This window comes from Enterococcus faecalis (genome assembly GCF_029024925.1).
GTDB classification, from domain to species: Bacteria; Bacillota; Bacilli; order Lactobacillales; family Enterococcaceae; genus Enterococcus; species Enterococcus faecalis.
In genome coordinates, this window is record NZ_CP118962.1 from 222501 (window position 1) to 247718 (window position 25218).

23 protein-coding genes, 14 tRNA genes and 1 pseudogene (1 of these 38 cut by a window edge) are annotated in these 25218 nt (G+C 38.4%); 33 read left to right on the forward strand and 5 right to left on the reverse strand.

All coding sequences use genetic code 11. The annotated features are described in order from the left end of the window. From PYW42_RS01085 to PYW42_RS01180, 20 genes and pseudogenes are all read left to right on the forward strand, one after another. Positions 1–56: transfer RNA gene (locus PYW42_RS01085), tRNA-Ser, on the forward strand; it begins 34 nt to the left of the window's first position. Between the two features lie 33 nt (positions 57–89). Beyond that, positions 90–163 (forward strand) — tRNA-Met (locus PYW42_RS01090). Between the two features lie 38 nt (positions 164–201). Continuing rightward, a tRNA-Asp gene (locus PYW42_RS01095) sits at positions 202–278 on the forward strand. A gap of 1 nt (position 279) precedes the next feature. Then, a tRNA-Gly gene (locus PYW42_RS01100) sits at positions 280–350 on the forward strand. A 9-nt stretch (positions 351–359) separates the two neighbouring features. Beyond that, positions 360–433 (forward strand) — tRNA-Ile (locus PYW42_RS01105). Positions 434–447: 14 nt separating this feature from the next. Continuing rightward, a tRNA-Glu gene (locus PYW42_RS01110) sits at positions 448–519 on the forward strand. A 12-nt stretch (positions 520–531) separates the two neighbouring features. Continuing rightward, positions 532–621, forward strand: a tRNA-Ser gene (locus tag PYW42_RS01115). Between the two features lie 33 nt (positions 622–654). Next, positions 655–728 (forward strand) — tRNA-Met (locus PYW42_RS01120). Positions 729–776: 48 nt separating this feature from the next. Then, a tRNA-Asp gene (locus PYW42_RS01125) sits at positions 777–850 on the forward strand. 5 nt (positions 851–855) lie between these two features. Continuing rightward, a tRNA-Phe gene (locus PYW42_RS01130) sits at positions 856–928 on the forward strand. A gap of 14 nt (positions 929–942) precedes the next feature. Beyond that, positions 943–1013 (forward strand) — tRNA-Gly (locus PYW42_RS01135). Between the two features lie 13 nt (positions 1014–1026). Beyond that, positions 1027–1100, forward strand: a tRNA-Ile gene (locus tag PYW42_RS01140). Between the two features lie 10 nt (positions 1101–1110). Continuing rightward, positions 1111–1198 (forward strand) — tRNA-Ser (locus PYW42_RS01145). 15 nt (positions 1199–1213) lie between these two features. Further along, positions 1214–1285: transfer RNA gene (locus PYW42_RS01150), tRNA-Glu, on the forward strand. A 143-nt stretch (positions 1286–1428) separates the two neighbouring features. Continuing rightward, positions 1429–2388 carry an IS30-like element IS6770 family transposase gene (locus tag PYW42_RS01155; RefSeq protein WP_000221326.1) on the forward strand — a complete coding sequence of 320 codons (960 nt, stop codon included), beginning with the start codon at positions 1429–1431 and terminating at the stop codon, positions 2386–2388. Between the two features lie 237 nt (positions 2389–2625). Then, positions 2626–3759 (forward strand): annotated as a pseudogene (locus tag PYW42_RS01160) (glucose PTS transporter subunit IIA); the annotation flags it as partial. Positions 3760–3782: 23 nt separating this feature from the next. After that, complete coding sequence (locus tag PYW42_RS01165) at positions 3783–5213, forward strand: 6-phospho-beta-glucosidase (protein WP_002355183.1); 1431 nt, start codon at positions 3783–3785, stop codon at positions 5211–5213. A gap of 122 nt (positions 5214–5335) precedes the next feature. Beyond that, positions 5336–6802, forward strand: coding sequence for a glycoside hydrolase family 1 protein (locus PYW42_RS01170; RefSeq protein ID WP_010708955.1), 1467 nt, complete (start codon positions 5336–5338; stop codon positions 6800–6802). Positions 6803–6822: 20 nt separating this feature from the next. Beyond that, positions 6823–7641, forward strand: a complete 819-nt coding sequence (locus PYW42_RS01175) for a histidine phosphatase family protein (RefSeq protein WP_002358330.1) — start codon at positions 6823–6825, stop codon at positions 7639–7641. 1083 nt (positions 7642–8724) lie between these two features. Then, positions 8725–9468: an alpha/beta hydrolase gene (locus tag PYW42_RS01180; protein ID WP_010708956.1), complete on the forward strand. Its 744-nt coding sequence runs from the start codon at positions 8725–8727 to the stop codon at positions 9466–9468. A gap of 17 nt (positions 9469–9485) precedes the next feature. Here the strand turns inward: PYW42_RS01180 and PYW42_RS01185 are convergent, their stop codons facing one another. Then, a complete protein-coding gene (locus PYW42_RS01185; protein ID WP_002379037.1) occupies positions 9486–10079 on the reverse strand; it encodes a bifunctional transcriptional activator/DNA repair enzyme AdaA in 594 nt (197 codons plus the stop codon). Between the two features lie 111 nt (positions 10080–10190). Here PYW42_RS01185 and PYW42_RS01190 point away from each other — a divergent pair, with 111 nt between their 5' ends. The 5 genes from PYW42_RS01190 (at position 10191) to PYW42_RS01210 (ending at position 13415) form a co-directional block, all read left to right on the forward strand. Next, positions 10191–10682 carry a methylated-DNA--[protein]-cysteine S-methyltransferase gene (locus PYW42_RS01190; protein ID WP_002389531.1) on the forward strand — a complete coding sequence of 164 codons (492 nt, stop codon included), beginning with the start codon at positions 10191–10193 and terminating at the stop codon, positions 10680–10682. 12 nt (positions 10683–10694) lie between these two features. Then, complete coding sequence (locus PYW42_RS01195; protein WP_010816087.1) at positions 10695–11207, forward strand: DNA-3-methyladenine glycosylase I; 513 nt, start codon at positions 10695–10697, stop codon at positions 11205–11207. 12 nt (positions 11208–11219) lie between these two features. Further along, entirely contained in the window at positions 11220–11894 is a 675-nt protein-coding gene (locus PYW42_RS01200) for an HD domain-containing protein (protein ID WP_002389606.1), read from the forward strand. Positions 11895–12036: 142 nt separating this feature from the next. Further along, on the forward strand, positions 12037–12972 hold the full coding sequence (locus PYW42_RS01205) for a cation diffusion facilitator family transporter (RefSeq protein WP_002355191.1): 936 nt from the start codon (positions 12037–12039) through the stop codon (positions 12970–12972). Between the two features lie 29 nt (positions 12973–13001). Further along, complete coding sequence (locus PYW42_RS01210) at positions 13002–13415, forward strand: DUF4809 family protein (protein ID WP_002389555.1); 414 nt, start codon at positions 13002–13004, stop codon at positions 13413–13415. 97 nt (positions 13416–13512) lie between these two features. On the opposite strand, the gene fabI is transcribed toward PYW42_RS01210, so the two are convergent. After that, positions 13513–14265 (reverse strand): enoyl-ACP reductase FabI, encoded by a 753-nt coding sequence (gene fabI / locus PYW42_RS01215; RefSeq protein WP_002358338.1) that lies wholly within the window; start codon positions 14263–14265, stop codon positions 13513–13515. Positions 14266–14562: 297 nt separating this feature from the next. Here fabI and fabF point away from each other — a divergent pair, with 297 nt between their 5' ends. From fabF to PYW42_RS01235, 4 genes are all read left to right on the forward strand, one after another. Next, entirely contained in the window at positions 14563–15801 is a 1239-nt protein-coding gene (gene fabF, locus PYW42_RS01220; RefSeq protein ID WP_002358339.1) for a beta-ketoacyl-ACP synthase II, read from the forward strand. A gap of 1 nt (position 15802) precedes the next feature. Beyond that, entirely contained in the window at positions 15803–16237 is a 435-nt protein-coding gene (gene fabZ / locus PYW42_RS01225; RefSeq protein ID WP_002355197.1) for a 3-hydroxyacyl-ACP dehydratase FabZ, read from the forward strand. 91 nt (positions 16238–16328) lie between these two features. Next, the gene (locus PYW42_RS01230; RefSeq protein WP_002355198.1) at positions 16329–17219 is read left to right on the forward strand and encodes a hypothetical protein; all 891 of its coding nucleotides are present in this window, start codon (positions 16329–16331) and stop codon (positions 17217–17219) included. Positions 17220–17277: 58 nt separating this feature from the next. Continuing rightward, positions 17278–18246 (forward strand): dihydroorotate oxidase, encoded by a 969-nt coding sequence (locus tag PYW42_RS01235; RefSeq protein ID WP_002386045.1) that lies wholly within the window; start codon positions 17278–17280, stop codon positions 18244–18246. Positions 18247–18286: 40 nt separating this feature from the next. Here PYW42_RS01235 and PYW42_RS01240 read toward each other — a convergent pair whose 3' ends face one another. Beyond that, positions 18287–18934, reverse strand: a complete 648-nt coding sequence (locus tag PYW42_RS01240; RefSeq protein ID WP_002361142.1) for a FusB/FusC family EF-G-binding protein — start codon at positions 18932–18934, stop codon at positions 18287–18289. Between the two features lie 354 nt (positions 18935–19288). On the opposite strand from PYW42_RS01240, the gene efp reads away from it, so the two are divergent. The 4 genes from efp (at position 19289) to PYW42_RS01260 (ending at position 22313) form a co-directional block, all read left to right on the forward strand. Next, complete coding sequence (gene efp / locus PYW42_RS01245) at positions 19289–19849, forward strand: elongation factor P (RefSeq protein WP_002355202.1); 561 nt, start codon at positions 19289–19291, stop codon at positions 19847–19849. A gap of 169 nt (positions 19850–20018) precedes the next feature. Then, the gene (locus tag PYW42_RS01250) at positions 20019–20156 is read left to right on the forward strand and encodes a hypothetical protein (RefSeq protein ID WP_002355203.1); all 138 of its coding nucleotides are present in this window, start codon (positions 20019–20021) and stop codon (positions 20154–20156) included. A gap of 89 nt (positions 20157–20245) precedes the next feature. Further along, the gene (locus tag PYW42_RS01255) at positions 20246–21163 is read left to right on the forward strand and encodes a PLP-dependent cysteine synthase family protein (RefSeq protein ID WP_002358341.1); all 918 of its coding nucleotides are present in this window, start codon (positions 20246–20248) and stop codon (positions 21161–21163) included. Between the two features lie 13 nt (positions 21164–21176). Beyond that, complete coding sequence (locus PYW42_RS01260) at positions 21177–22313, forward strand: cystathionine gamma-synthase (protein ID WP_002358342.1); 1137 nt, start codon at positions 21177–21179, stop codon at positions 22311–22313. A gap of 36 nt (positions 22314–22349) precedes the next feature. On the opposite strand, the gene genA is transcribed toward PYW42_RS01260, so the two are convergent. Together genA and genB are read right to left on the reverse strand one after the other, a co-directional pair. Next, a complete protein-coding gene (gene genA, locus PYW42_RS01265) occupies positions 22350–23780 on the reverse strand; it encodes a 6-phospho-beta-glucosidase GenA (RefSeq protein WP_002355206.1) in 1431 nt (476 codons plus the stop codon). Positions 23781–23806: 26 nt separating this feature from the next. After that, positions 23807–25141: a PTS sugar transporter subunit IIC gene (genB, locus tag PYW42_RS01270; protein ID WP_002355207.1), complete on the reverse strand. Its 1335-nt coding sequence runs from the start codon at positions 25139–25141 to the stop codon at positions 23807–23809. Between the last annotated feature and the right edge of the window lie 77 nt (positions 25142–25218).

Below are 25218 nucleotides of genomic sequence, written 5' to 3' on the forward strand. Positions count from 1 at the left end.
CTTGAAAACCGTCAGGCGGGTAAAACCGTGCAAGGGTTCGAATCCCTTATCCTCCTTTCTTAGGAATTAAATTTCCTTGGTCTAATTATCGCGGGGTGGAGCAGTCAGGTAGCTCGTCGGGCTCATAACCCGAAGGTCGTAGGTTCAAATCCTGCCCCCGCAATTGCTTTTGATTTCAAAAGCACATAAAAAGAAAAGTATGGTTTGGTAGTTCAGCTGGTTAGAATGCCTGCCTGTCACGCAGGAGGTCGCGGGTTCGAGTCCCGTCCAGACCGCCATGCGGGTGTAGTTTAGTGGTAAAACCACAGCCTTCCAAGCTGTTGTCGCGAGTTCGATTCTCGTCACCCGCTTTTCTTTTTGGGCCTATAGCTCAGCTGGTTAGAGCGCACGCCTGATAAGCGTGAGGTCGATGGTTCGAGTCCATTTAGGCCCATAATTTTATAAAATGGCCCGTTGGTCAAGCGGTTAAGACACCGCCCTTTCACGGCGGTAACACGGGTTCGAGTCCCGTACGGGTCATAGTTTTGTTACGGAGGATTACCCAAGTCCGGCTGAAGGGAACGGTCTTGAAAACCGTCAGGCGGGTAAAACCGTGCAAGGGTTCGAATCCCTTATCCTCCTTTCTTAGGAATTAAGTTTCCTTAGTCTAATTATCGCGGGGTGGAGCAGTCAGGTAGCTCGTCGGGCTCATAACCCGAAGGTCGTAGGTTCAAATCCTGCCCCCGCAATTGCTTTTATTTTTTAAAGCATACATTTGCATAAAGCAAAAACGAATTGGTTTGGTAGTTCAGCTGGTTAGAATGCCTGCCTGTCACGCAGGAGGTCGCGGGTTCGAGTCCCGTCCAGACCGTTTTTGGCTCGGTAGCTCAGTTGGTAGAGCAATGGATTGAAGCTCCATGTGTCGGCAGTTCGATTCTGTCCCGCGCCATCCAAGAAAAATTTGCGGGTGTAGTTTAGTGGTAAAACCACAGCCTTCCAAGCTGTTGTCGCGAGTTCGATTCTCGTCACCCGCTTTTTTCTTATTTTGGGCCTATAGCTCAGCTGGTTAGAGCGCACGCCTGATAAGCGTGAGGTCGATGGTTCGAGTCCATTTAGGCCCATTTATTTCTTGGGGAAGTACTCAAGTGGCTGAAGAGGCGCCCCTGCTAAGGGTGTAGGTCGGGAAACCGGCGCGAGGGTTCAAATCCCTCCTTCTCCGTTTTTTCTTTTTAATGGCCCGTTGGTCAAGCGGTTAAGACACCGCCCTTTCACGGCGGTAACACGGGTTCGAGTCCCGTACGGGTCATAGTGAAGCATACAAACATTGTTTGTATGCTTTTTTTATTTTTATTACGCGAATTGTAAAATTAAGTTAGAAAAATAAAAAGGCATTTATGGTACACTCAAATTGTATTTCCGACGAAAGAAAACAAAGGAGTGTAACCATAAATGACCTACAAACATCTTACCATAGACGAACTGACAATGATAGAATCATATTATCTTCAACATAATAAACCGGTTGAAATCGCTAACCGAATGGGTCGTGCTATACAAACTATTTATAATGTAGTCAATAAGTTCAAGCAAGGCAAGACTGCTCTTGATTATTGGCACCAGTATAAAGAAAATAAGAAAAAATGTGGTAGAAAAGTCATTCAATTACCTGCTCATGAAGTAGATTACATTAAAGAGAAAGTCACTCTTGGTTGGACGCCTGACGTCATTATCGGGCGAAAAGAAAGGCCTGTTTCATGCGGTATGAGAACACTTTATCGTTTATTTTCTAAAGGGATATTTGATATTGACACACTACCGATGAAAGGTAAAAGAAAACCCAATGGTCATCAGGAAAAACGGGGAAAACAACAATATCAGCGCTCAATCCATGATCGACCTGATAATTATCCTGATTTCAATTCTGAGTTTGGTCACCTTGAAGGTGATACGATCGTTGGCATTCATCATAAAAGTGCCGTCATTACTTTAGTTGAAAGATTATCTAAAGTCATTATCACGATTAAACCCAACGGCCGTAAGGCATTAGATATTGAAACCGCCCTTAATCAATGGTTTTCTCGCTTCCCTAAAAACTTCTTTAAATCTATTACGTTTGACTGTGGAAAAGAATTTTCTAACTGGAAAGCCATTAGTAACCAACACGATATTGATATATATTTTGCGGACCCTGGAACACCTTCTCAACGCCCATTAAACGAGAATTCTAACGGGATTCTGCGTCGTAATGGACTGCCGAAATCAATGGATTTTAGAGAAGTGAATCAGACATTTATTTCCAGTGTCAGCAATCAACGTAATCATATTCCAAGAAAATCATTGAATTACAGAACACCAATTGAGATATTTTTGAGCTATGTACAAGAAGCATTTTATTCTAACTTAATTTGACAAATCATATTACAAAAAAATGTCGTTGAAAGCGTTGACATTTGTTGTAAATATGTTATTCTTTGAATGTAGGGATAAGTAAATAGATGGATAGTGATTGTTTAAAGACAAGCTAAACCTAATTTTTTCATGAAGCGACAGGTGTGTCGTTCTTTTTGAAGAAATTGGGTTTTTCTTTTTTCAACGAAACACAAAGGAGGTGGGGCATTGATTATTCACAAAATTTTAAACAATAATGTGGTTATTACATTATTAGTACCGTTTTTCGTCTTGTTGATTGCCTTACCAATTGGTTTATTAGTAATTGGGCCAATCGTTAGCATGCTAACAGATTTATTAAGCGCTGGCTTTACAGCATTAATGAGTTTCTCACCAGCTTTGTATGGTTTGATTCTTGGTTTCTTCTGGCAAGTCTTAGTTATTTTTGGTTTACATTGGAGCGTTGTGCCATTAGCTATTATGCAAGTGACACAAGAAGGTTCAAGCCAAGTATTAACGGGATCATTTGCAGCTAGTTTTGCGCAAACAGCGGTTGTTTTAGCGATGTTCTTCAAATTGAAAGATAAAAAGTTAAAAGCTTTGTGTCCGCCAGCAATTATCTCTGGTATTTTTGGTGTAACAGAGCCAGCAATTTATGGAATCACTTTACCAAAAAAATGGCCATTTATTTATTCAATGATTGGTGGCGCTGTCGGTGGTTTATATTTGATGATCAACAATGTGACAGCTTATACAATGGGTGGTTTAGGAATTTTCGGTGTGCTAAACTTTATCAATGGTGATGATGCAAGTGGGATGATTCAGTCCTTTATTGCAATTGCCATTGCAGCGGTCGTTGGTTTTGGTCTAACATTCTTCTTCTGGAAAGACAATACAGTTGAGGAAGAAGAAGTGATTATTGATAAAACAACGATTAAAAAAGAAAATATTACAAGTCCAGTCAAAGGACGAGTGTTATCTTTAAAAAATGCAGAGGATCCTGCTTTTGCAAATGGAGCTTTAGGAAATGGAGTCGTGATTGAACCAACGGAAGGTAAAGTGGTTGCACCCTTTGATGGAACGATTGTCACACTATTCCCAACAAAACATGCATTAGGTTTGATTTCAGATAACGGCACAGAATTATTGATTCATATTGGGATTGATACAGTTCAATTAGAAGGCGAAGGCTTTGAAGCTTTTGTAAAACAAGGTGACCGCGTGAAAAAAGGTCAAACATTAGTAACCTTTGATTTAGAAGGAATTAAAAAAGCTGGGTTTAGTACACAAATTCCAATCGTTGTGACGAATACAGCGGATTATTTAGATATTTTGGAAGTCGGCAGTAATGAAGTTTCAACAAGTGATGATTTGCTGACCGCTTTAATATAAAAAGATGTGGAGGAAGAGAATTTATGGCATTTAGAAAAGACTTTTTATGGGGTGGCGCAACAGCAGCCAATCAATGTGAAGGTGGCTATAACGAAGGCGGACGTGGTTTGGCAAACGTCGATTTAGCGCCAACTGGTCCAGATCGTTTTCCAGTAATCACTGGTGAAAAGAAAATGTTTAACTTTGATGAGGAACATTTCTATCCTGCACAAGAGGCGATTGATATGTATCATCGCTATAAAGAAGATATCGCCTTGTTTGGTGAAATGGGTTTTAAAACATACCGTTTATCCATTGCTTGGAGTCGAATTTTTCCAATGGGAGATGAAACAGAGCCGAATGAAGAAGGCTTGAAGTTCTATGAAGACTTATTCAAAGAATGTCATAAATATGGGATTGAGCCACTAGTAACGATTACACACTTTGACTGCCCAATGCACTTAGTGGAAGAATATGGCGCTTGGCGTAGTCGTAAGTTAGTAGGTTTCTATGAAAATCTTTGCCGTGTAATTTTCAACCGATATAAAGGATTAGTCAAATATTGGTTAACATTTAACGAAATTAATATGATTTTACATGCACCATTTATGGGAGCAGGTCTATACTTTGAAGAAGGCGAAAACAAAGAACAAGTGAAATACCAAGCGGCCCATCATGAACTACTAGCAAGTGCAATTGCGACAAAAATTGCTCATGAGGTAGATCCTGAAAACCAAGTAGGTTGTATGTTAGCGGCTGGTTCCAACTACGCTTATACTTGTAAACCAGAAGATGTTTTCGCTGCTCGACAAGCAGATCGTGAAAATTATTTCTTTATTGATGTCCAATCACGTGGGGAATACCCTGCGTATGCTTTAAAAGAAATGGCCCGTAAAGGTATTCAAATTGAAATGGAAGAAGGCGACGAAGAACTTTTAAAAGAACATACGGTGGACTTCATTTCGTTCTCTTATTATTCTTCTCGTGTCACATCAACAGATCCAGAAATTAATGAGCAAACAGCTGGTAACATCTTTGCCTCTGTGAAAAATCCTTATTTAAAAGCCAGTGAATGGGGTTGGCAAATTGATCCACTTGGTTTGAGAATTACGATGAATGACTTATATGATCGTTATCAAAAACCACTATTCATTGTTGAAAATGGCTTAGGAGCGGTAGATACACCAGACGAAAATGGTTATGTAGTCGATGATTATCGTATCGATTATTTGGCGGCGCATATTCAAGCGATGAAAGATGCCGTTGAACAAGATGGTGTCGACTTGTTAGGCTATACGACTTGGGGCTGTATTGATTTAGTATCAGCTGGAACAGGTGAAATGAAAAAACGCTATGGCTTTATCTATGTGGATCGCGATAACGAAGGAAATGGTACGTTAAAACGAAGCAAGAAGAAATCGTTTGATTGGTACAAAAAAGTAATCGCAACAAATGGTGAAGATTTAAGTAATTAATAAAATTAGCAACTATTAAAGGGCGTTTGACGTTGGCAGAAAAAACAAGGACTCTTCTGCCAGCGTCAATTCCCTTGATGGTTTCTTTGTTATGCCTAAAAACAGAGGGAAAGAGGGATTTTATGGGATTTCCAGAAAATTTTTTATGGGGCGGCGCAACAGCTGCTAACCAATATGAAGGTGGCTACCTTTCAGGAGGCAAAGGTCTGAGTACATTAGATGCAATTACTGGTGGTAGTCAAACAGAACCGCGACGGATTACGTATTTAACTAAAGAAGGCCAAAAAGCTTCGTGTACGCGCGACCAAGCATTACCCGAAGGAGCGATTGGCTATATCGATGAAGAATTATACTACCCTAGTCATGTAGCGACCGACTTTTACCATCATTACGAAGAAGATATCGCCTTATTTGCAGAAATGGGTTTCAAATGTTTTCGGCTGTCTATCGCCTGGAGCCGGATTTGCCCAAATGGAACAAAAGAGATTAATGAAGAAGGCTTAGCCTTTTATGATAAAGTTTTTGATGCTTTGCTACGCAATGGAATTGAGCCCGTTGTGACGATTAACCATTTTGATATTCCGATGTATTTGGCCGATGAATATGATGGTTGGAAAAATCGTGAAGTGATTGATTTCTTTGTTTTCTTTTGCGAAACCATTTTTACGCGTTATCAGGATAAAGTGAAGTATTGGATGACTTTTAATGAAATTAATTTTTTAAGAAGTTGGACGCAAATTGGGATTCACAATAATGATAAACAAAGTAAATATCAAGCAGCGCATCATCTATTTGTAGCAAGTGCGAAAGCAGTTGAATTAGGACATTCCATCAATCCAGATTTCCAAATTGGTATGATGGTGGCTTATATTCCAAGTTATCCTTTGTCCTGCAAATCTGAGGACGTGATGGCAGCTGTTCAATTTAACCGAGAGCAAGAATTTTATATGGATGTCCAGGCTAAGGGCTATTATCCAGCGCATAAGCTCAAAGAATTTGAGCGTGAAGGAATGACAATTCAAATGGAGTCAGAGGATTTAGCGATTATTCAAAAAGGAACAGTTGATTATATCGGGTTTAGTTATTATATGTCGACTGTTTCGACTGCTTATCCCGAAGAAGTAAAATATGTCGGAGGCAACCAAATGCCTGCGGTTAAAAATCCTTATTTGCAAGAATCTGAATGGGGCTGGGCTGTCGATCCTTTAGGGTTAAGAATTTCATTGTGTCAGTTGTCAGATCGTTACAATATGCCATTGTTTGTGGTTGAAAACGGGTTTGGTGCGGTGGATACATTGCAAGAGGATGGCTCGATTGTCGACGATTACCGCATTGATTATTTTAAACAACATATTGAAGCCATGAGAACCGCAGTAGAAGAAGACGGGGTTAACTTAATTGGTTATACGCCATGGGGTTGTATTGACTTAGTTTCAGCAGGGACTGGCGAAATGAAAAAACGTTACGGTTTTATCTATGTAGACATGGATGACGAAGGTCAGGGAACCTTGAAACGAACTAAGAAAAAATCATTTAATTGGTACAAACAAGTTATCGCTAGTAATGGTGAAAACTTAACAACTGAGTAGAAAATGAGGGGAAATAAAAAATGAAAAAACGATTGACGATTGTGGGGATGCTTTTTCTGGCCATTTTAGTAATGGTTGGTTGTGGTAAAAATCAGCAAGCAACGACAAAAGAAAAAGAGACAAAACCTGAAGAACTAACTCTTTACATTGTGCGCCATGGAAAAACCATGTTAAATACGACGGACCGCGTACAAGGATGGTCAGATGCGGTCTTAACACCAGAAGGTGAAAAAGTTGTGACAGCAACTGGGATTGGTTTGAAAGATGTTGCCTTTCAAAATGCATATAGTAGTGATAGTGGCCGCGCCTTGCAAACTGCTCAACTTATTTTAGATCAAAATAAAGCAGGCAAAGACCTTGAAGTCGTGCGTGACCCAGATTTACGTGAATTTAATTTTGGTAGCTATGAAGGGGATTTAAACAAGACAATGTGGCAGGATATTGCTGATGATCAAGGTGTTTCCTTAGAAGAATTTATGAAAAACATGACCCCTGAATCTTTTGCCAACAGTGTAGCTAAACTGGATCAACAGCGCGAGGAAAGCAAGAATAACTGGCCTGCAGAAGACTATGCTACAATTACCAAACGTTTGAAAAAAGGCTTAGATAAAATTGTTGCCACAGAATCAGCCAATCCCGGAAATGGCAATGTTTTAGTGGTCTCTCATGGCTTGAGTATTTCAGCGTTGTTAGCAACTTTATTTGATGATTTTAAAGTCCCAGAAGGCGGGTTGAAGAATGCTAGTGTCACAACAATTCATTACAAAAATGGCGAATATACTTTGGATAAAGTCAATGATGTCAGCTACTTAGAAGCAGGCGAAAAAGAATCAAAATAATCTAAGGCATCGAGAAACGGTCTAGTTAGGAGTTGGTGGAGCAAGAAAAGGGTTGCTTCACCAACTCCTATTGTTTTTTATTAAAAGTGAAGGCTTACCTCATCACATTTTTAAATAGAAGTGGTTCGAGCTCAAAAATGATTTATCGCATAACTATGCTGACTAGATTTTGGACCGTTTTTTTTACTAACTGAATAAAAGCATGTTCTGATGGGGTATTTTTACATTTATATTAAGTGAAAATTAGAAATTATTTTTTTAATTAGTGAATCAACTATTAAATAAATAGCATGAAAACATTGTGACATGTATCTGTTAAAAACCAGTCCTTTTTATGACTATTGTTGTTTTAGTTAATGAAATAGGTTGTTATTTATTATCTAAATTGTATAAGGCTGTTACTATGCTTGCTTATATTAGTAATGTGTCCCTATAAAATAGAATAATAGCTATGTCTATTTAAAATAGTGTATGCTACTATTTTTTACAACAGACAAATTTATGAAAGTAAGACTGTTTGTTGAAAAATAATTTATATATTAATGAAAAAGTTTAAGAAAGTGTATTGATGGTTTCAAGTGAAGCGATATAATTAATTTCATTAGAGAGAAGTGGTAGAATGGCGAGAAAGCAATGGTTTATTGTTAAGTCAATGTTACTATCATTCCTTATTTTGGGAGTCCTTTCCTTCATTTTCAAAGAATATATTTTTGAAAATGTTGGTTTATTGAGGGCTTCGTTAGCTCTGATAGTATTTTTCATTGGCGAGTATATCTATTTAGACTATACTTTATCAAATAACAGGGCTTTATTGATCTGTTCGGTGTTGATATTTCTGCTTTCAGCTTCATTGTTATTTTAATAAGGGAAGTGTAGGAAAAATAAATGATGATTTGAGACGGTTATTATCAGCTACTTAGAAGCAGGCGAAAAAGAATCAAAATAATCTAAGACATCGAGAAACGGTCTAGTTAGGAGTTGGTGGAGCAAGAAAAGGGTTGCTTCACCAACTCCTATTGTTGTGTTCTTTTTTTATTAAAGGTAGAATCAGAAAGAAGAATTTTTTCATTGGGAGGAAATGAGATGAAAAATAGAACAAAATCACGCTGGAAAAAAATTGTCCTAGGACTTGGGCTTTTTTTAGTAATCTTAGTCATCGGTTTGACTATTTTTATTAAAAATAGTACGTATCAAGCAACCGATTCAGCCTTAAAAATAAGTCAAAGTGCCACGCAAGAAAAAAACTATGATTATTATACAAACGGGCAAAAAAATGATACAGCACTGATTTTTTATCCAGGGGCATTGGTTGCGCCCGCTAGTTATAGTGAATGGGCGCAAGAAGTTGCTACGAAAGGTTATGATGTCTATGTTGTTCATTTACCTTTGAATTTAGCGGTTCTTGCACCAAATGCTGCAGAACAAATTATAAAGGATCATCCACAACAAAACTTCGTTTTGGCTGGGCATTCTCTGGGTGGTGTGATGGCTAGTCGTTTTGTAGCGGAAAATGAGCAACGAATCAAAGGCATGATTTATTTAGCCAGCTATCCTGACGAAAAAGGTGCACTAAACAAGCAAGATCTGCCGGTTCTGTCAATAACAGCCACAAACGATGGTGTTTTAAATTGGACTAGCTACCAAAAAGCCAAACAGTTTTTGCCAAAAGATACGCAGTATGTATCTATCGAAGGTGGGAATCATGCAGGGTTTGGTAATTACGGTGTCCAAAAAGGAGACAACAAAGCGACAATTTCTAACGAGCAACAGCAAACAGAAATCAGTCAATTGATTGTAGCGTGGCTACAATCACGCCCCAATAAATAATCCGATGAGCCGAAATGTTATTTTTTCGGCTCATTTTTACTGCGATAAACAGAGGGGGTTACGCCTGTTTCTTTTTTAAAAGTGGTGGCAAAATATGCTGCGGTTTGGAAGCCAACTTTTTTCGCGATTTGTTGAATCGTAAGGGGTGAATGGAGAAGCAATTCTTGGGCTTGCCTAATTCGGATACTTGTTAAATAAGCTAATGGGGTTTGTTTTGTCTGTTCCTTAAAGGTTCGCTGCAAATGAAAGGGACTACCGTGGCAGGCTTGCGCTAAATAGTCTAAACTTAATGGTTCCGCTGAATGCCGATCAATAAATTGCTTAATTTGAGCAACCCATTCCTCGTTAGGAACGACTTGCCCGGTTGGTTGACATCTTTTACATGGACGAAAACCAAGTGTTAAAGCTTCCTGAGCCGTTTTGAAGATCAGAACGTGGTTCTTGTTGGGCACACGGGAAGGGCACGAAGGACGACAAAAAATTTTAGTTGTGGTCACACCATAAAAAAAATCACCATCAAATTGCGTATTATTATTTTGAATGGCTTCCCAACGTTTCTGAGTAAGTCGATACGTTGTTTTCATTGTAAGCACACCTCCCGTTTTCTTCATTGTAAAAGAATCCCTAATAAAAACAAGTAAAAAGTGATAGGAGCGCAAGATTTTGAAAGCCAAAAGAATTATAATGAAGATAAGAAAAACACGAGAAAGAAGTGTAGAAATATGGCAAAAAAGATTTATTATGCGCAACAAGAATGGCAGAACGATCACTATTATCTTGGTGTGACAGACGCTGGACTAGCTTTTGTAGGTTCAGCCAATCAATCGATAGAAGAGCTGAAAAACTGGTATCCTCAAGCACAATTAGAAGCTTCTGAAAAGAAAACTGCGCCTTATAAAGAAGCATTAATAAGTTATCTTAACCAACATTCGACAACGTTTGCTTGCCCCATAGACATCAAAGGAACGCCCTTTCAAAAAGAAGTTTGGCAGGCGTTGCAAGAAATACCTTATGGTGAGACAATGACCTATCAAGAAATTTCAGAAAAAATTGGGCGTCCACGTGCGGTTCGAGCAGTTGGCACAGCGATTGGGAAAAATCCTTTATTAATGGTCATTCCTTGCCATCGAGTCATCGGCAGCAAGGGACAATTAACCGGTTACCGTGGTGGTTTAGCAATGAAACAAGCATTATTAACATTTGAACAGTCTTAAAAGGAGGCGGCGATGAACAACTATCAATGGTATACAGAACAATGGGGAAAACCTACAAGAGAGGATGATTTGCTGTTTTTATTGTTGACGGTGGGTGTTTTTCAAGTTGGTTTAAGTTGGAAAGCAGCCGCAGGGGAAAAAGTAGCATTCATGAAAAATTTTTGCCAAATGAAGCCGGAAAAAGTTGCCGCGCTGTTGCCTGACGAAGTCGATCGAATAGTAGCTGATCCAGATATGATTCGCAATCGGCGCAAAATTGAAGCAACCATTAAAAATGCGCAAGCAATTTTAAAAGTACAAGAAGAATTTGGCAGTTTTGCCAATTATCTATGGCAATTTGTAAAAAACGTCCCCGTTTTATCTATTTATGAAGAAGCATACCAAGTCCCGCGCACACAGCTTTTGTCAGATAACGTAGCAAAAGACTTAAAAAAAAGAGGATTTTCTTTTGTAGGTCCGATTGTCACCAATATGTTTCTGAAAGCTAGCGGGATTATCCAGGTGGAAATTTTAAATCCAGAATAAAGGAGTGTTAGGATGTTTGAAAATGAATCTCTCAGTTTTGAAGAACAAACAATTATTCAAGCAGCAGAGCGTTATGTTCAACAAGAATTAGCCAACGAAGCAAGTGGCCATGACTGGTGGCATATTTATCGAGTGACACAATTAGCAAAAACAATTGCAGAGAAAGAACAAGCAAATTTATTTTTATGTATATTAACAGCATTGTTACATGATATTGGCGATGAAAAATTTAACGAAAGTGAAGAGGCTGGCTTGCTAAAGGTGCAACAATGGTTGGAAGCAAATAACGTATCAACAGAGCAAACGAATCACATCCTTTCCATTATTGCTAATATGTCCTTTAAAGGAGGAAATACTGGGAAAACAGTTACTACATTAGAAGGAAAAGTGATCCAGGATGCGGATCGACTAGATGCCATCGGCGCAATTGGAATTGCACGGGTGATGGCTTATTCGGGAAATAAAGGCCGTTTAATTCACGATCCTCACAAACAACCTCGTGAACAGTTAACCCAAGAAGAATACCGGAATGGGGAAGATACTGCTATTATGCATTTTTATGAGAAACTTTTAAAGTTAAAGGAACAAATGAATACAAATTATGGTCGCTTATTGGCGGAAAAGCGTCATCAATTTATGGAACTTTATCTGGAGGAATTTTATCAAGAGTGGGACGGACACCGATAAATGAGGGCCAACTAAAACAGTCAGTACATTTCTTTTTGAATTTTAAGAGAACTCTTTTTTACAAATACCTCAGAAGTGGTAAAATGATGGATGAATAAACGGGTGGTTTATCTTAGTTTTACGTTACATATAGGAGGTAATTATGGAGACAAAAAAATCGAGCGGCATGTTTGCAGTTATTGCCGCACTGATTGCGAATATTTTAGTAGCGATTAGTAAATTTGTTGGTTTTGCTTTAAGTGGTAGTACCGCTATGATGAATGAAAGTATCCACAGTGTCGTGGACTGTAGTAATCAGGTGTTATTGCTTTTTGGGAATAAGCGCGCTTCTCGTGGACAAAGTGCGTTACATCAATTTGGAGAAGGCCGTGCAAAATACTTTTTTAGTACAATTGTTGCAACGATGCTCTTTTTTGGTGGGGGCGCGTTAGGCGTAATGGAGGCTATTCAGAAGTTACTGCATCCCTCTCATGAAGTAGAAAATGTGGCTATTGTCATTGGTATTTTAATTTTTGGTTTGCTTGTGGAAGGTAGCTCTTTGCGTGTAGCGATGAAAGAAATCAAAGAATTGAATACAGAGAAGTTATCGCTCTTAAAATTTTTGCGAGAAAGTCGTCACAGTGAAATTTTAATTATTTTTACGGAAGACTTTTGTGCGGTTATTGGTTTGTGTTTAGCTTTGGTGGGAACCCTTTTAACAATGGTAACTGGGATTGCTGCATTTGATGCTATCAGTGGTTTACTGATTGGTTTACTATTAATGTGTGCAGCCATTTTCTTAGCGAAAGAATTTTATAGTTTGATTATAGGAGAAAGTGTGACCGCTACAGATTTAGCAAAAATTAAAACCGCATTTGATCGGGCGGATGTTGAAAAACTAATTGATGTAAAGACCGTTCATTTAGGTCCAACTGAAATTTTAGTAGCGGCAAAAATTGATGTGGTAGAACCAATGGAAGAAGATGCACCTGATGTTGTGAATGCGATTGAACGAGACATTCGCAGTAAAATGCCTGATAAAAAAATCTATATCTATATTGAAGTTGACGATTATGATGTGAATTACGTTCGTAAATAACAAATGAAAGAATAACTTTAAAAAACAATATGGGGGAAGAAACGATGCAAGAGGCAATTATAACAAGTACAGTAGATTTAACCAGTGGTGGTTGCAACGCCTGTGGCTTAGTGGAAGATACCGTCTACACATTAGCAATGAATGGAGTGGACATTCCGTTAGATGGCTTGACTGTTGCTCATCTAGTTTCTGCTGTTGTTGCCAGAAATGGATTTAAACAGGAGCTGCAAATGGATATGCTAGATGACGAATATATCCTTTATCGAAAAGAAGACACAGCAGTAACTTTTAAAGAAACGTACAATCATTTAAGCTACGATAACGGTTCTGAAAAAATCCAATCTAAAAATAAACTGGAAGATTTACCAAAACTTTTTGAACAAGTCAATCAAATCCTAACAACTGTTTTTGGAATTGAAACTGTCAATTTTATTATAGAATAAAGTAAAAAATAGAACAGAAATTGGACAATCAATGAGTGAAAGAGATTGTCCAATCTCTGTTTTTTAATGTATAAATAGAAATAAAGACAAAAAATGATTAAGTTAAGTGAACGCCTTTATCGACATAAATGATGTCACCGACCACACCACTAGCTAGTTCACTGACTAAAAAGGCACAAGTGTTTCCGACTTCTTCAATGGTTACACCTGTTTTATCTGGTGTCCGCTCATTAGAAATACTAATCAATTGATCGTAGTCTTTTACACCAGTCACAGCCAATGTTTTAATCGCTCCTGCGGAGATTCCGTTGACACGAATTTTATCTGCAGCTAATTCAAAAGCTAAATATTTCACGGCAGTTTCTAAAGATGCTTTAGCAATCCCCATCATATTATAGTTAGGAATCGCACGTTCGGAACCTAAATACGTCAATGTGACAATTCCTGAACCAGGATTTAACAAAGGTTTCGCATAATGAGTGACTGCTAAAAGAGAGTAGCTACTAATATCTTGTGCTAATAGGAAACCATCACGAGTGATGTCACTAACGTTTCCAGACAATTCTTCTTTTTTGGCAAAAGCAATCGCATGGACTAGTCCATCGATCGTGCCCACTTCATTTTTAATTGTTTCAAAGGCTGCTTGAATGGACGCATCAGAAGCAACATCGCACTCCACCAACAAATCATTTTCATCTGCTAATTTAACCACTTGCTTTTTCATGCGTTCGTTTTGATACGTATAAATAACATTGGCCCCTTGATCTTTTAATGCTTTTGCACAGCCCCAAGCAATACTTTTTTTGTTGGCAACACCCATTACGACGACATTCTTATTTTGTAAAAACATATAAAATCTCCTTTAATAAAAAATTTTTGTTGATAGAATAGGCTTTTCTTCATCAAAATGTAAAAGTTACATTTATTGAGTTGACGAATAAAATTTCAACTGGTATTATCTGTGTGAGAATGATAACAAAATCTTCTCAATTTTCTAATCTTGAAAAAAACAGACATTTTTCCTGATGTCTGAATTATTAACCAAAATACTTTGAAAGTCAAACTATTTTTCTTATTTTTTAAGAAAAAGTGCTGGAAACCGCATGAAATAATAGTTTGATAATCAAAATAAACTCGGAGGTACAGTATGAAAAGAGTGGTCATAACCGGCATGGGTGCCGTAACACCATTAGGCAATACCGTAAAAGAATTTTGGCATAATCTAGTGGATGGCAAACTAGGAATTGGCAAAATTACTAAATTTGATTCTGAAGATACTGGGGTAGCTTTGGCTGGCGAAGTGAAAGAGTTTGACCCAAGTGCTGTTTTAGAACGCAAAGAGCAAAAAAGAATGGACTTATTTTCTCAATATGGCTTGGTCGCTGCTTTAGAAGCGTGGGAAATGAGTGGTTTAACAGAAGCAACGATTGACCCGACTCGTTTAGGTGTGATTGTCGGTAGTGGGATTGGCGGGATGACTACCTTACAAGACCAAGTACGGGTAATGGATAAAAAAGGCGCAAAACGCGTAACACCATTTTTCGTGCCCATGGTAATTGCTAATATGGCAGCGGGAAATATTTCGATTCGTTTAGGTGCAAAAGGACCTTCTCAAACTATCGTGACTGCTTGTGCTTCTGCGACGAATGCGATTGGTGAAGCTTTTCGCACGATTAAATATGGTTTAGCGGACATGATGGTAACTGGGGGGACAGAAGCCACAGTATGTGAAATTGGGATTGCAGGCTTTGCAGCATTGAATGCTTTAAATACAACAGAAGATGCGACTCGGGCTTCGATTCCTTTTGATAAAGAACGAAAAGGTTTTGTGATGGGTGAAGGCGCAGGAATGCTGGTTTTAGAAGAACTCGAGCATGCACAGAAACGTGGCGCAACTATCTACGGCGAAATTGTTGGCTATGGCAGCAACTGTGATGCTAGCCACATGACCGCTCCTTTAAAAGACGGTAGTGGCGCGGCGGCTGCGATGGAAATGGCGATTGCAGAAGCAGGGATTACACCGGAACAAATTGGGTATATCAATGCTCATGGTACGTCAACCCCAGCGAATGACGCTGCGGAAACAACGGCCATCAAGCGTGTCTTTGGTGAGCGAGCATCGCAAATTCCAATTTCAAGTACAAAGAGTATGACTGGACATTTATTGGGCGCGGCTGGCGGTATCGAAGCGATCGCTTGTGTGCAAACATTGCAAGAAGGAAAAGCTCATCCGACAGTAGGCTACCAAGTTGCTGATCCAGATTGTGATTTAGATTATGTCACAGAAGGTGCACGTGACATTACAGCGGACTATACAATTAGTAATTCGTTTGGCTTTGGAGGCCATAATGGTGTAATTTGCTTGAAGAAATGGGAGGAAAACTAGTATGAAAAAAGTAATGACTGCAACAGAAATTATGGAAATGATTCCTAATCGCTATCCGATTTGTTATATTGATTATGTGGATGAAATTATTCCAAATGAAAAGATTATTGCAACAAAAAATGTGACAATTAACGAAGAGTTTTTCCAAGGACATTTTCCTGGAAATCCAACAATGCCAGGCGTTTTGATTATTGAAGCATTGGCACAAGTAGGTTCGATTTTAATCTTAAAAATGGATCAATTTGAAGGTGAAACGGCCTATATTGGCGGTATCAACAAAGCCAAATTCCGTCAAAAAGTGGTCCCTGGTGATGTCTTGAAATTACATTTTGAAATCGTCAAATTACGTGACTTTGTCGGCATCGGCAAAGCGACTGCTTACGTGGAAGATAAAAAGGTCTGCGAATGTGAATTGACGTTCATTGTGGGACGATAAAAAGATAATTAGAAAGAGCAAGCGGTGAAGGCTTGCTCTTTTTTTGTTCTGGTATGATAAAATTAATAAAAGAAGGTGCTGGAGGTAAATTATGTTGAAAAACTTACAACCTCAATTTTTTAAACAAATAGTTATCTATGGTTTGTTATTTGTCTTTTGGGGAACGCTTAACTATTTTTTTGAGAGTATTCCTAAAGGACTAAATCGTATAGTTTTCGGTATTTTGTCGTTTACTTATATTTTTTTGTATATGAAAAATAGAAAGAGTGTTTCAGGGAATAAAGGGGACTTGGCAATATGGATTTTAATTATTTCGGGATTTTTTGCATTGGTAGATGTTACTTATTATTTAAATATACGCGGCAAAATTACGCTATATTTCAGCTTAGTTTATATTTTATCAATAATTCTAATATTTATAGTATGTGAACTAAAAAGTGACCCTAAGATTAAATTGAAAAATATTCTAAAAATAAGTGCTGTTGTGTATAGTTTAGGTTTTTTTGATAGAGATTGGTGGACTGTAATACCATTATTTACTGCTTTTGTTTTGTTATTTTACTCTAAAGAAGGAATAGATTACTTTGCTCAAGAAGAACTTACTGAAATAAAAATACCAAATTTTTTACAAAAAAAATGGAGAAGGACAAAATTTTTAATAGTCATATGGTCGGTAATGCTTTATAGTTCATTTGTTATTTCAGATATTTTAGAATCTTGTGGCTGGATTAATAAAATTAGTTTATATTTTTTTCCAGAAGACTCGCTAGAATTTTACAGAATCTGGTTTAGTAAAGGGTTAATACGTTTATGTATCTTAGGAATAATATATATTTTAGGAAAAAAATATCTGTTGAAATTTAAACCTGTAAACACATTAATAGAACTTTATAAAGAAGTGGCTAGAACAAATGAAACAGAGTTTAAAAGAAATACAAAAAAACACCAAATACAAAAAAATGCTCGTCGCAAATATAAATAACACTAACGTAAAAAAACATGCTATAATCATAAAAAGCTTACGTGAAGGTGGTAAGCTTATGAGTAAAACAATTTACAGGAGGGTTTTTCTTTTGGATATTTCAGTAGAGTTTTCGGGACATAAATTGGCGAATGTGTTAATGAACGCATCAGGCATTCATTGTATGACAATTAAGGAAATGGACGAGTTAGCGGCTTCTCAAGCAGGTGCTTTTGTCGCTAAGACGGCAACACCTAATCCTCGTCAGGGCAATGAGGAACCACGGTATTTTGATACACCATTAGGAAGTATTAACTCAATGGGCTTGCCTAATTTAGGGATTGATTATTATTTAGATTATCAGATTGCACGTCAAAAGGAATTTCCTGAGGAGTTACGCTTTTTATCTGTATCTGGTATGAATTATGAGGAAAATATTGCTATTTTAAAAAAAGTGCAAGAAAGTGAATACACAGGAGTGACAGAATTTAATTTGTCTTGTCCCAATTTGCCTGGTAAACCGCAAATTGCTTATGATTTTGAATTAACAGAAAAGCTTTTAACAGAAGTTTTCCAATTTTTTACTAAACCATTAGGTGTAAAATTACCCCCATTTTTTGATATTGCACATTTTGACGCAATGGCTGAAATTTTAAATAAATTCCCTTTAGTATACGTGAATAGTATTAATAGCATCGGTAATGGTTTATATATTGACAGTGACAAGGAAGAAGTGGTCATTAAACCAAAAGGAGGTTTCGGTGGGCTGGGCGGCGAATATGTCAAACCAACAGCGTTAGCCAATGTTCGTGCGTTTGCGCAACGTTTGAAACCAGAAATCAAAATTATTGGAACCGGCGGTATTACATGTGGAAAAGATGTTTTTGAGCATCTTTTATGCGGTGCGACATTAGTACAAGTTGGCACACAATTGCATCAAGAAGGTCCACAAGTTTTTGAGCGTCTAGCCAAAGAATTACAAGAAATCATGGCAGCAAAAGGTTATGAAAGTATTGAAGAATTTCGTGGGAAATTGAAAGAGATGTAACAAAAAAACCGTCAAGAAATTTTCTTGACGTTTTTTTTTGTTATTTCACAGCCTTAACATTTTCCATAAAGGCTTCCAAATATTCAGGTTGTGTTAATTGTTGGTTACAGGTGTCGCTATCATGGCAAATGTAATTGCCTTTTTTCGTGTAGGTTCCGTCGCCGCCTGATTTGGTGGTAGCTAGGAACATAGACACATTCGTGATTGTTTGACAGATGGAGCAAACACCTTTAACAATGGTGGGTGAAAGGGTGCCATGGACGCCGATTAATTTATTTTCTCGATAAGCTAAGATAAATTTTTTCTGAGTCCCAGCGTCGTTCCAACCGACATAGGTATTGTTCCGTAAATCCATGTTTTCCCACTCAGGAATCTTTAACTTTTTCACTTTGCGAAAGACTTTCGTGACTTGTGGTGTTGAAGGTTCCTTAAAGGGCAGCACGGTTTCTTTTAATTCGTCTAAATATTTTTCAGCACGTGCGCGTGTTAAACGACGATCCATCACTTTGTCCAACAAAATCGTAACAGCAGGGTGTTCTTCTGGAAATAACCCATTGATTTTTTCGACACATAAGGCCTGGACAGTTTTGACAGTCGTAGCATCGTTAACAGACGTATAGGTATTTAGTAACACAGCGACTTGTTCTTTAATTATGTTAAATTGGTAAGGTTGAATAGTTGGGTTCATGATTTTAAATTCCTTTCAAATAGACCGAGTACATACGCTGAAAGGCAATTTGTCTCACCAACGTATGTTTAGTGACAGACAACCTCATGTGTTTTTGATAAAGATAGCGTTTGACGTATCATATCATCACCCCCTTTAATGATTGATTTTTTCTATGTAAAAAGTGAAAATAATTGATGAAAGCTTGGTAATTCTAACGCAATTCAAGAAAAAAGGCAAGTTAAACTCGTTTTATTTCCCAATTCAATGTCTGGGGAGTGATAAACTTCTAAAAAAGATACGTGATTTCCTAGATTAATCCTAGGTTATTTGCTACAATAATGAAGAATTAACCAGAGAAAAGGAGAAATTACAATGATTGCAGCAAGCGATTTAAAAGCCGGTATGACTTTTGAGCAAGACGGCAAATTAATTAAAGTAATGGAAGCTAGCCACCACAAACCAGGTAAAGGTAACACGGTTATGCGTATGAAATTAAAAGATGTTCGTACGGGTTCAACAACAGATACAACAATGCGCCCAGATGAAAAAGTGAAAAAAGCGCACATCGATACAAAACCGGTTCAATATTTATACAGCCAAGATGATATGGCTATTTTCATGGATTTAGAAACATATGAACAATATGAAGTACCAACTGCTTTAATTGAAGAAGAACTAAAATATTTATTAGAAAATATGGAAGTAAAAATTCAATTTTATGGTGAAGAAGTCATTGGTTTAACTTTACCAACAACGGTAATCTTACGTGTTGCTGAAACACAACCTTCAATCAAAGGCGCAACAGTAACTGGTTCTGGTAAACCCGCTACAATGGAAACAGGATTAGTTGTTAACGTTCCAGATTTTGTTGAAGCAGACGAATTATTAGAAATCAATACTGCGGAAGGTACGTATTTAAAACGTGCTAAATAAGTAGCAGAAAAACAGAAGGCTAGCCTTCTGTTTTTTTTTGGTCTATTAATTCTTTTGCCTATAAGAAAACCATTGGTGTGATAGGAAATAGCAATAGTTAGAATCGTTGACACTAGAAAATGGGAAATGGTATAGTTTGGTCAACACATGACGAAGGAGGAAATCAACCATGACGAAAAAACAAGCTAGCCCTTTTTTAGAAACGGAAAGCTGTTGTTGTATGGTGCAAAATAGTGCAGCATACTCTTTTGTGATGGGGAAAACCTCCGTTATTTCTGAAAAATTGCCTAACACGATTCCTCTCTGAATCTAGACAACCAGAAATAAACAAAAAAGGTGCTGATGCGATCAGCACCTTTTTGTTTTATGTACATGTATTAGAAGGAGGAATTCGCTATGATTGCTCAGTCAATTTTAGACACAATCGGAGCAACACCATTATTTGAATTTACAAGTGAACAATATCCTATGCCAGAAGGCACTAAAATTTATGCGAAACTAGAATATTTGAATCCAGGTGGCAGTGTCAAAGATCGGCTTGGTGTGCATCTTCTCAAAGAAGCAATGAAAACGGGAAAGATAAATCAAGCCACAACAATTATTGAACCGACAGCGGGGAATACAGGGATTGGACTTGCATTAGCTGCCAGTCAACTGGGCCTCAAGACAATCTTTGTTGTGCCAGAAAAATTTAGTCAGGAAAAACAACAGCTGATGCAAGCGTTAGGTGCTAAAATTGTCCCTTCGCCAACAGAGCAAGGGATTGTCGGAGCGATAACTAGTGCCCAAGACTTAGCCAAGGAAATTCCTAATAGTTACGTGCCGTTACAATTTGAAAATCCGGATAATCCTGCTGCTTACTACGAAGGATTAGGACCTGAAATTGTTCAAGACCTAGGCGGGAAGATTACTAGCTTTGTCGCAGGTTTAGGCAGTGGTGGAACGTTTGCTGGTGTTGGCAGATATCTCAAAGAACAAAATAGTAAGACGCAATTATGGGGCGTGGAGCCAGAAGGTTCAATTTTAAATGGCGGACCTGCACACGGACATGAAATCGAAGGCATTGGCGTGGAGTTCGTGCCGCCTTTTCTTAAACAGATTCCTGTGGACGGCTTTTATACCATTTCAGACGAGGATGGTTTTTTCTGGGTCAAACAATTAGCCAAGAAAAGCGCTTTGCTGGTGGGAAGCTCCAGCGGCGCAGCGTTTGCGGCGGCATTAAGAGAGGCGCGCCGCTTACCAGCAGGCAGCACAATTGTAACTATTTTTCCTGACGGTAGTGACCGTTATTTATCAAAAAATATTTATTCTTAGGAGGAAAACTTTTATGAAATTCAATACCAAATTAATTCATGGCGGCATTAGCAAAGACACAACAACAGGTGCAGTGAGTGTTCCTATTTATCAAACGTCAACCTTTGAACAAAATGGCGTGGGCCAGCCAAAAGAATATGAATATTCTCGTTCAGGTAATCCCACACGTCACGCGTTAGAAACCTTAATCGCTGAGTTAGAAGGTGGGAGCCATGGCTTTGCGTTTAGCTCAGGCTTAGCTGGTATTCATGCAATCATTTCTATGTTTGGACCCGAAGATCATATTTTATTAGGTGACGATGTCTATGGGGGGAGTTTCCGTTTATTGGACAAAGTATTTGTAGCAAATGGGTTAAGCTACACGATTGTAAACGCCAGCGACTTATCAACAATTGAAGCCGCAATTCAGCCAAATACAAAAGCCTTGTTTTTGGAAACACCAAGTAATCCACTGTTAAAAATTACAGATATTGAAGCGGCGGCTAAGCTTGCTAAAAAACATCAGTTGTTAACTATTGTCGATAATACGTTTGCGACGCCTTATTTTCAACGGCCGTTAGCGTTAGGTGCTGATATTGTGGTTCACAGCGGGACAAAATATTTAGGGGGCCATAGTGATGTAGTCTCTGGTTTAGTCGTAACGAATCACCCAGAAAGCGCAGAAAAAATTGCCTTTTTACAAAATGCGATTGGTGCTGTTCTAGGACCACATGATAGTTGGCTGGTCCAACGTAGTTTAAAAACATTAGGCGTCCGGATGGCAGCGCACGCCCAAAATGCTCAAAAAATTGCAGAATTTTTAGAAGCGCATCCAGCGGTAGCAACGGTGTATTATCCAGGACTAGCGAGTCATCCTGGTCACGAAATTGCGCAAAAACAGATGTCGGGATTTAGTGGCATGATTTCTTTTGAATTAGCCAAGGATGAGCAAGTCGTTCCTTTCGTAGAAGCGTTGGAAATTTTTACTTTAGCGGAAAGTTTAGGTGGCGTAGAAAGTTTAATTGAAGTACCTGCCATTATGACTCACGCATCTATTCCCAAAGAAAATCGTGAAGCTGTGGGAATTAAAGATGGACTCATTCGTTTATCTGTAGGAATTGAAGCAGTCGAAGATTTATTGGCTGATTTAGAAAAGGGATTACAAGCATAAACAAAAGGCCCTCGTCTTTAGACGAAGGCCTTTTGTTTATAATTCTTCTCCATTCGTAGCAATCACTTGTTGATACCAAGCAAACGATTTTTTCTTTCGCCGTTCCAACGTTCCGTGACCATCGTTGTCTTTATCTACATAAATGAAGCCATACCGTTTCTTCATTTCGCCTGTACTAGCGCTCACTAAATCGATGAATCCCCAAGGTGTGTAGCCCATCAAATCAATGCCGTCATACGCAACGGCTTCTTTCATCATCTCAATATGTTCACGTAAATAAGCGATTCGGTAAGTGTCGTTAATCGTTCCGTCTGGTTCTAGCTCATCAATAGCACCAAAGCCATTTTCGACAATAAAAAGTGGTAATTCATACCGATCATTGAACCAATTCATTGCATAGCGTAAGCCCATAGGATCGATTTGCCAACCCCAATCAGATGTTGCTACATAAGGATTTCGCACCAAGTCTTTTGCTTCATTGTAGTCAAAAGTAGGGGCCTTTTCTGCACCTTTCACAGCAAATGACATGTAATAGCTAAAGCCAATATAATCAACACAGCCATTAGCTAAATCAGTTAAATCTTCTTCTGTGACATCTAATGAAATGTTTTTTCGTTTCAAATAGCATTGAATTGCACTTGGATAATGACCGCGGACATGAACATCGGTAAACCAATAACGTTTTTGCATTGCGCTAACACTCATCATCATATCCTCAGGATTACAAGAATAAGGATAAATAGGCACCATCGCAATCATACAGCCAATTTGGAAGTCGGGATTGATAGCGTGGCCAATTTTCACTGCACGTGCGCTAGCGACTAGTTCATAATGAGCAGCCTGATACATAATTGCTTCGCGGTCTTCTCCTTCTTGGTAAGCAATACCAGAGTTAGTAAAAGGTGCAAAATCTTCTTCATAATTGGCTTGGTTGTTAATTTCGTTAAAGGTCATCCAATATTTGACTTTTTTCTGGTAACGAGTGAAACAGACTTCAGCAAATTTGACAAAAAAATCAATGACCTGGCGATTGCGAAAACCGCCATATTTTGTGACTAAATGATAAGGCATTTCAAAGTGAGACAGTGTCACAACTGGCTCAATGCCATTTTTCAAACACTCGTCAAAAAGTGCATCATAAAAACGAAGGCCTTCTTCATTGGGCGTTTCTTCATCTCCGTTAGGAAAAATTCGTGTCCAAGCAATAGAGGTTCGGAAACAATTTAAACCAAGTTCTTTGAATAGTTGAATATCTTCTTGATAGCGATGGTAAAAATCAATCGCTTCATGGTTAGGATAGTGTTCATCTGGTAAAACGCCTGCGGTAATTTTACGAGGGACGCCATGTGCACCGGCAGTCATTACATCCGCCACGCTCACCCCTTTACCGCCTTGGTCCCAGCCTCCTTCTAATTGATGAGCAGCGACAGCGCCGCCCCAAAGAAAATCATTTTTCAAAATTGACATATCGTTTCAGTCCTTTGTTCAAATTTTTATACGTTTTGTGCTTCGACTTTTTCAAGGGTTTCTTCAGTAATCGGTTGATTGGTTTCTTCTGCGTAGTTAAGTGCATCCATTTTTTTAGCAAACGGTAAATAGATAAAGAAACTCATCGTCAGTACCACTACTTGAAGCAACGCTGCTTGCCAACCACCAACTAAAAGTCCAGAAATGATTGGAGGAGTAGTCCAGGGAACTTGTACCGCAGTAAAGAGAGGAACCAGTCCTGTGTACAAGGCAAAATATGTCACAACAGAAGAAACAATCGGTGTGATAATGAACGGCACAGCCATGATTGGGTTCATCACGATAGGTGTAGCAAAGACAATTGGCTCGTTAATATTGAAAACAGCTGGCCCAATTGAAAGCCGACCTAATTGCTTAAACTGAGCTGATTTGGCAAAGAAAACCATGAACACGACTAACCCGATTGTCATGCCCGCACCAGTGACCGTTAAAAATTGATCTAAAAATTGTTGTGTAACAATATGGCCACCATTAGCCAGTGTTAAGTCTTTTCCTGATTTCAAAATTTCGGTATTTTCTAAAGAGTTTGCTTGTAAAATAGGGCCCATGATACCGCCAACGATTGTTGACCCGTGAACACCGAAAAACCAAAAGAGGGGAATGACAAAACCTAATAGTAATGCGCCACCTAGTGAATCTGTGACTCCTTGAAGTGGTGATTGTAGCACTTCGTAAATAAAGTCAAAGAATGTCGTATTGAAGACTTTATCTAGAAGAATGAAAATTAGCATTGCACCAGTTACAATGACACTGGCAGGAATTAACGCAGTAAAGGAATTGGCCACATTTTCTGGTACAGCTTCTGGTAATTTGATACGAATATCATGACGTAAAAACCAACTATATACAACGCCGACTAACAAACCAACAATAATAGCTGTAATCATCCCTTTGCCAGCTGTCCAATCTTTGTTGATGACATTGCCAACTACTGCGCCAGAAACCGCATCTTTGACTTCAGATGACATAAACAAAATGAAAACCACCATGGCAATCATGCCCGCTGGGAGGCCTTCAAATCCCTCGCTTTTTACATATGAGTAGGCAATACCGATGACCGCAAATAACGACATAATCGCAAAAGATGCCCCATATGCTTGATTGAAATAAACAGCCAGACCGCTTGCGTTAACCCATTCAGAAATAGCTGTAACTGGGAAATTCGCTAATAGAAGAAACACGGAACCAACAATGGTAAAAGGCATCGTGTAAAGCATCCCGTTCCGTAAGGCAGTAATTGCTTTGGTATTGACGAATTTTAGTACTGGAGGTAATAATTTCTCGTTAATCCATTCGTTCATAAAAATCTCTCCTTTGAAGAATAATATAAATGCAAATGTATCCGTTTACATATTTACTATATAAGGTTATTTGAAGA